This window comes from Clostridium sp., assembly GCF_047777555.1.
In the GTDB taxonomy this organism is placed as follows: Bacteria; Bacillota; Clostridia; order Clostridiales; family Clostridiaceae; genus Clostridium_H.
This window is the reverse complement of the sequence record NZ_JBKEEV010000001.1, coordinates 612,679-620,000: the sequence shown is the minus strand read 5'-3', so window position 1 is coordinate 620,000 and position 7,322 is coordinate 612,679. Positions and strand designations below refer to the sequence as shown.

Genomic DNA, 7,322 nt, shown 5'->3' with positions numbered 1-7,322 from the left:
TGTTGTTGTAGAATTGTTCTCATACGCTTGATCATATCGTTAACCGATGACTGTGGCTTATTCGGATTAACCCCTTCGTTTTGGACAAAACCTAATAAATTCTTTAGTTTTGTCAGAATTACACCCTTATTTCAATATTAGTTAGACTTTCTCCAAAATGAAGGTTATAAAATTCATTCGGTGACATAAACTTTAAACTTGAGTGAATTCTCCTTTTGTTATAAAATTCCATGAATTCGTTTACTACTTCGTATGCTTCTGCATAACTTTGAAACTCATATTTTTTCAAGCAATCATCCTCAAGTATTCTATGAAATGATTCTACATGTGCATTCTTATTTGGTGTTTTAACAGGTATTCTCTCGTGTTCTATTGCAATTTCTTCGCAGCATTCGCTGAATTTATAGCTTACAAACTGTGGCCCATTATCTGTTCTTATTACAGGCTTTAAGGCTCCTTCTGCAAATAGATTTCTTTGCATTAGACATTTTCTCAGTAATGCTGCCGCATCTTTAGCTTCGCAGTGGAATCCCATGTGGTAATCAATGATGCTTCTATCAAAGACATCAATAAGGTTTAGAAGATAGAAAAATTTATCCTCGCCATGGATATAGCCATACTTAATATCCATCTCCCAAAGTTGATTTGAGCCTGTTATAGTCCTGTTTACAGCGATAGTTCTCTTTACTTTAGGCTTAATAACTCTTTGGTCTTTTAGTATTCCAAGCTCCTTGCACAGCCTATAAACCTTCTTATGGTTAATTGTGAGTTTATAGTGTTTTCTTAGATGGTAGGTTATTTTTCTATAGCCGTAGTCAGCTGCATCTCCATCAATTGATTCCATAATAAACTCTTTGATCTGCTCATCGCATACCTTCTTTTCTTCCTGGTCTATGCTGTATCCCCTAGGCTTACCGCCTTTAGGCTTTGCCTTTTCCTTACCTTCTACATTCAAATTATAGTAATATGTTGATTTGCTAAGTTTGACCACCTTTAGTACAAAAACTGCGTTATATCCTTGTTCTATATATTTTTTAGCTATTTCTACTTTATCTTTAATTGAGGGTTTGATTTTTTTATTAAGTCTTTAAGTATTGCTATCTCAAGGTCTTTCTCACCTAGAAGCTTCTTTAGCTGATCATTCTCCTTTGTTACTTCTGTCAATTCACTCTCTAGCTCTTTATCTCCCTCAACTAAAGCCTTTCTTCCTGGCTTAATCTTAATCTCATCTTTATTCTTAGATTCCTTAATCCAAGTAAATATTGTTGATTTTGATATTCCATGTCTTCTTGAGACTAATGAAACATTTCCTACTTCTTTAACTTCTCTTAATATTTCTTCCTTCAATTCTTTTGTATAAGTTCTTCCTCTCATGGCTTACCTCCAATCACTTTCTACATTATAATAAATGTATAGGCAATTGTCCAAATCAATTTAGGGGCTTATGAGAAATTATGCTTACCATTATGGCATCCTTAGCGCAACAAGAGAGCCAGTCATTAAGCCAGAATGTAAAGCTTGGCTATCAATACCGATACCAACAGGGAGAGGTAATGGTCAATTGTTCTAGGTTTTTAGGATATACCAAAGATGAAAATAAGCGATTAGTAATTGTGCCGGAGGAAGCTGAAATAGTTAAAAGGATTTACCGAGAGTATCTTGAAGGCTCCAGTATGGATAAAATCAAAAAAGGACTTGAAGCTGATGGCATACTTACGGGAGCGGGGAAAAAAAGGTGGCATACCAGTACTATAAGGAAAATATTAAGCAATGAAAAATACATTGGTGATGCATTGCTCCAAAAAACTTATACGGTAGATTTTCTTACAAAAAAGAGGGTTGTGAATAACGGAATCGTACCTCAGTATTATGTAGAGAATAACCATGAAGCCATTATCCCGCGTGAAATTTTCATGCAGGTACAAGAAGAGTTAGTTCGTAGAAGTAGAGGACATATAAGTACTAGTGGAAAGAAAAGAAACTTTAGTTCAAATCATGTATTTTCGCAAATTATCTTCTGTGGTGAGTGTGGCGAAATATACCGTAGAGTTCATTGGAATAACCGAGGTAAAAAATCGATTGTTTGGAGATGCGTCAGTAGACTTGAGAATACAGGGTTAACTTGTCATTCCCGAACCGTGCTGGAGGATATGATAGGTATTGCTACGGTGGAGGCAATTAATAAACTAATAGGGCAAAAGGATGGCTTTTTAACTATCTTAAAGGAAAATATAGAAACAGTGATAAGTGAAACGGACAATAATATTGTTTCCAATATAGATAAAAAGCTAGAGGAATTACAAAAAGACCTTTTGAAACTGGCCAATTCCAAAGAAGATTATAACGATATAGCCGATGAGATTTACAGGCTCAGAGAGGAAAGGCATAAGGCTTTAGCAGAAGAAGCCGGCAAAAAAGGCTCCAAGCAAAGGCTAGAAGATATGGAAAAATTCCTTAATGAACAATCCACCCTCCTCGAGGAGTATGATGAGCAACTAGTAAGGAGACTTATAGAGAAAATAACGGTCTATGATGATAAACTAACTATTGAATTTAAATCTGGTGTAGAAATTGATATAGAAAAATAAAACGAATTTGACCGCCGATTGAGGTGCAGTGGCATCTTAGTCGGCGCTTTTTGTCGTTAACTTATTATAAAACCATATTGACAACTATCGATATGCCTGATATTCTTATTATAAGATATCGAGAACATTCGATGTCATTGATACATATGAATATATAGGAGGTAATTTCATGAAACATTCATATGCAGATTATGTTCCTGCAATTAAGGCTATGTCAGATGAAACACGGTTAAAGATTATTGATATGCTATCGTGTGGAGAAATGTGCGCATGCGATATATTAGAAGAATTCAGTATTTCTCAATCCACTCTTAGTTATCATATGAAGATATTATCTGAAAGTGGTCTTGTAAATGCAGTACGTGATGGGGCATGGATGAGATATACATTAAACAAGAAAAAAACGGATGAGGTAATAGCTTTCTTTACATGCATAACAAATGACAAAGAAGATTGTATTTGTAAAAAGAGCAAAAATAAAAAATCTGATAATCAATGTTGTTAAGGAGGATTTAGTAATGAAAAATATTGAGATTTTTGACCCAGCAATGTGTTGCTCAACAGGAGTTTGTGGTCCATCTATTGATCCGGAGCTGTTAAGAGTAGCAACTGTAATTAATTCGCTTAAAGAAAAAGGGATTATTATAAAAAGGCATGGTTTGTCTAGTGAACCCCAGGATTTTATCTCCAATAAAGTTATAAGTGAAATTCTACAAAAGGAAGGAGCAGATATTCTTCCTGTAACACTGGCAGATGGTGAAATTGTAAAAACCAAAAGCTACCCAACAAACGAAGAGTTTTCAGAATGGTTAGGGGTGGAAATAAGCACAAAACCTCAAAAGAAGAGTGGCTGCTGCGGACCAAAGGGGTGCTGTTAAGATGTTAAAGAATAATTATGAGCCATTTAGTTTAGATGGGATAAATCTGACTAAGTATATGTTTTTCACAGGAAAGGGTGGTGTAGGTAAAACTTCAACCGCTTGTGCTGTGGCAGTAAATTTAGCTGATAATGGAAAAAGTGTTCTCCTTATAAGCACTGATCCTGCATCCAATTTACAGGATGTTTTTAATACTGAGCTTGATGGCAAAGGTGTGCCGATTGATGGAGTGCCGGGTTTAGTTGTGGCGAATCTTGACCCAGAGGAAGCTGCCAGAGAGTATAGGGAATCGGTTATTGCTCCATATAGGGGGAAGTTGCCGGATAGTGTAATTGTAAATATGGAGGAACAACTCTCAGGTTCATGTACAGTTGAAATTGCCGCTTTTGACCAGTTTTCGAACTTCATCACTGATAAATCCACAGAGAATAAATACGATTATATTATTTTTGATACTGCTCCGACAGGGCACACACTTCGTATGCTGCAATTACCATCAGCGTGGAGTAATTTTATCAGTGAAAGTACACATGGGGCGTCATGTTTAGGTCAGCTCGCTGGACTTCAAGATAAAAAGGATATGTATAAGAATGCGGTTGAAAACCTTGCAGATAAAGATAAAACAACTTTGATATTGGTATCAAGGCCGGAGGAAACTCCTTTGATTGAAGCTGAACGTTCAAGCCATGAGCTTAGTGAGCTAGGGATAAACAATCAGGTTTTAGTTATCAATGGTATACTGAGTGAAGCAACTGACGATGTTTCGATTAAAATGTTAGATAAGCAGCAAAAGGCTTTGGAAAATATGCCACAGGGTTTAAAAAAGTTTAAGATTTTCACTATACCACTTCGTTCCTATAACGTTGTAGGTATTGATAATATTAGAACATTTTTATATAGTGACGAATACACAAAAAATAATATTTATAGCAAATCCTTAAATTTAAGACACCTAGATGTTCTGATTGAAGATATTTATAGGGCAGGTAAAAAAGTGATATTTACAATGGGCAAAGGCGGTGTTGGGAAAACAACTATTGCTGCAACCATTGCTGTGGCTCTTGCTAGAAAGGGTGTTAAGGTACATTTAACATCTACAGACCCAGCTAATCATCTCAAATATGTGGTTGAAGATACTGAAAATATTAAGCTAAGTAAAATAGATGAAAAGCAGGAACTATTGAGATATCAAAATGAGGTATTAAGTAAGGCTCGTGAAACAATGAGCGAAGATGATGTTGCTTATGTTGAAGAGGATTTACGCTCTCCATGCACACAGGAGATTGCCGTATTTAGAGCTTTTGCTGAGATTGTTGACAAGGCTGAAAACGAAGTTGTAATAATTGATACTGCACCAACGGGTCACACGCTTCTGTTGCTCGATTCTACACAGAGTTATCATAAAGAGGTTCAGAGAACAAAAGGTGAAACGCCAATATCTGTTCAAAGATTACTTCCAAGACTTCGGGATGAGAAACAAACAGAGGTTATTATTGTTACATTGCCTGAAGCAACACCGGTATTTGAAGCTCAGAGATTGGGTGATGACCTAAATAGAGCGGGAATTAATAATAAATGGTGGGTGGTTAATCAGTGCCTTTCATTGACGAATACTAAAAATAGTATGTTAATAGCTCGCGCTGATGCTGAAAAGCAATGGCTGGAAAAAGTTAAGCAAATAAGTTCTGATAACTTTGTTGCAATCCCCTGGTTTCAGGATGCATCAATTGAAAATATAGTGAACTTTTCTGGAGGTAGTAAAAGTGATGAATAAAAGTGATGCTGGCTGTTGCTCTTGTGGCAGTGGCTGCTGCGGACAAGAACAGAAAAAAAAGGCAGATTATAATAGATTTTCTTTATCTTGATCTGAGTGTATGTAAGAGGTGTCAAGTAACTGAAACTAATCTTGAGGATGCAGTTAATGAAGTATCAACGGTATTAAGAGCGGCAGGGTTTGATATAGTATTGAATAAGATTAATATAAATTCAAGGGAGTTAGCCATTGAACACCATTTTTTAAGTTCTCCAACCATTCGTGTAAATGGCAGGGATATTGCTCTTGAGGTTAAGGAATCTTCCTGCAAGGAATGTGGAGATCTATGTGGCGACTCTGTGGATTGCAGAGTTTGGGTGCAGGATGGTATAGAGTATACGGAACCACCAAAATCCATGATTATTAACGCAATTTTGAAAGAAGTTTATGATGGCCATAGTTCAATCCCCTTGACAAATGAGAAATATGAAATCCCACAAAACTTAATTACATTTTTTGATAGCTTGGAAAGAAAGGAGTATTGATTTAACATGAGTAAGGAACAAAATAGTGGAATTGGATTTTTTGAAAAGTACTTAACCGTATGGGTTATTTTATGTATGTTTGCAGGGGTATTGATTGGAAAGTTTTTACCTGGAATACCAGCGTTTTTAGGACGTTTTGAATATGCAAATGTATCAATACCAATGGCGATTTTAATCTGGCTTATGATATATCCAATGATGCTAAAAGTAGATTTTCAAAGTATTAGAAATGTAGGCAAAAATCCCAAGGGACTTTTTGTTACATGGATAACCAACTGGTTGATAAAGCCATTTACTATGTTCGGCATTGCATGGCTGTTTTTCTTTGTAATTTTTAAATCTCTAATTCCGGCAGAATTGGCACAAGACTATCTTGCGGGAGCAATACTTCTTGGAGCAGCACCGTGTACAGCGATGGTATTTGTATGGAGTTATTTGACCAAAGGCAACGCAGCTTATACCGTCGTGCAAGTGGCAACAAATGATCTTATAATTCTCATAGCTTTCACGCCTATAGTTGCGTTTCTTCTAGGTGTGGGCGGCGTAACCATACCCTGGGACACTCTTATTTTATCTGTAGTATTGTTTGTTGTTATCCCGCTAGCTGGTGGCATAATTACCCGTAATTACATCACAAAAAGGCGAGGACTCGATTACTTTGAGAATAGCTTTATACCGAAGTTTGGGAATGTCACCACCATAGGTCTATTGCTAACATTAATAATAATCTTTTCATTCCAGGGCGATGTAATTCTGAATAATCCACTGCATATTGTTTTAATTGCTATACCATTAATTATTCAGACTTTCCTAATCTTTTTCATTGCATATCTAGCAAGCAAGGCTATAAAACTTCCTCATGAGATAGCAGCGCCTGCTGGCATGATTGGCGCCTCTAACTTTTTTGAACTGGCAGTTGCCGTTGCGATTGCATTGTTTGGAACTCAAAGCCCAGCTGCACTTGCTACCATTGTAGGAGTTCTAACAGAAGTGCCTGTTATGTTGATATTAGTAAAGATAGCGAATAATACAAGACACTGGTTTCCAGAAAAATCAAGAAAGTAGGTATGGCCAATGAGTAATAAACTAAAGGTTGCATTTATATGTGTTCATAATTCATGTCGAAGCCAAATAGCCGAGGCACTTGGTAAGCACTTTGCAGGAGATATATTTGAAAGCTACTCTGCTGGCACAGAAACAAAACCTCAAATTAACCAGGATGCTGTGCGTCTAATGAAAGAGCTTTATGATATAGATATGGAGAAAATTCAACATTCAAAGTTGCTTGATGAAATACCTCCAGTAGATATTGTTATTACAATGGGGTGTAATGTGGAATGCCCTTACCTTCCATGTAAACACAGGGAAGATTGGGGGTTGGATGATCCTACAGGTAAGAGTGATGAGGAATTTAAAAAAGTAATATCAACTATAGAAACAAAAATAAAAGAGTTAAAAGCAAAACTAAAGTCATAATAATTATAACGCCAATTACAAATCTAGTAGTTGGCGTTATAATTATATATGTCGATATGTTCCCGCCTACCGATAGTGCAAA

General features: G+C 36.3%; 8 protein-coding genes and 1 pseudogene. 7 read left to right on the top strand and 2 right to left on the bottom strand.

Annotated elements, in window-relative coordinates; all coding sequences use genetic code 11:
• Positions 1-118: 118 nt before the first annotated feature.
• Complete coding sequence (locus ACFWTK_RS03085; protein WP_242976315.1) at positions 119-991, bottom strand: IS3 family transposase; 873 nt, start codon at positions 989-991, stop codon at positions 119-121.
• 53 nt (positions 992-1,044) lie between these two features.
• Positions 1,045-1,374, bottom strand: a complete 330-nt coding sequence (locus ACFWTK_RS03080; RefSeq protein ID WP_242976316.1) for a transposase — start codon at positions 1,372-1,374, stop codon at positions 1,045-1,047.
• Between the two features lie 74 nt (positions 1,375-1,448).
• On the opposite strand from ACFWTK_RS03080, the pseudogene ACFWTK_RS03075 reads away from it, so the two are divergent.
• The 7 genes and pseudogenes from ACFWTK_RS03075 to ACFWTK_RS03045 all read left to right on the top strand — a co-directional run.
• Positions 1,449-2,588: pseudogene (locus ACFWTK_RS03075) on the top strand (recombinase family protein); the annotation flags it as partial.
• A gap of 169 nt (positions 2,589-2,757) precedes the next feature.
• The gene (locus ACFWTK_RS03070; protein ID WP_014097256.1) at positions 2,758-3,093 is read left to right on the top strand and encodes an ArsR/SmtB family transcription factor; all 336 of its coding nucleotides are present in this window, start codon (positions 2,758-2,760) and stop codon (positions 3,091-3,093) included.
• A 13-nt stretch (positions 3,094-3,106) separates the two neighbouring features.
• Complete coding sequence (arsD, locus tag ACFWTK_RS03065; protein ID WP_014097257.1) at positions 3,107-3,466, top strand: arsenite efflux transporter metallochaperone ArsD; 360 nt, start codon at positions 3,107-3,109, stop codon at positions 3,464-3,466.
• A gap of 1 nt (position 3,467) precedes the next feature.
• The gene (gene arsA / locus ACFWTK_RS03060) at positions 3,468-5,240 is read left to right on the top strand and encodes an arsenical pump-driving ATPase (protein ID WP_415874652.1); all 1,773 of its coding nucleotides are present in this window, start codon (positions 3,468-3,470) and stop codon (positions 5,238-5,240) included.
• A gap of 5 nt (positions 5,241-5,245) precedes the next feature.
• Positions 5,246-5,764 carry a DUF2703 domain-containing protein gene (locus ACFWTK_RS03055; RefSeq protein ID WP_415874685.1) on the top strand — a complete coding sequence of 173 codons (519 nt, stop codon included), beginning with the start codon at positions 5,246-5,248 and terminating at the stop codon, positions 5,762-5,764.
• A 6-nt stretch (positions 5,765-5,770) separates the two neighbouring features.
• Positions 5,771-6,829 carry an ACR3 family arsenite efflux transporter gene (gene arsB / locus ACFWTK_RS03050; RefSeq protein WP_014097260.1) on the top strand — a complete coding sequence of 353 codons (1,059 nt, stop codon included), beginning with the start codon at positions 5,771-5,773 and terminating at the stop codon, positions 6,827-6,829.
• A gap of 9 nt (positions 6,830-6,838) precedes the next feature.
• Positions 6,839-7,240, top strand: a complete 402-nt coding sequence (locus tag ACFWTK_RS03045) for an arsenate reductase ArsC (RefSeq protein WP_061857589.1) — start codon at positions 6,839-6,841, stop codon at positions 7,238-7,240.
• Positions 7,241-7,322: the final 82 nt, after the last annotated feature.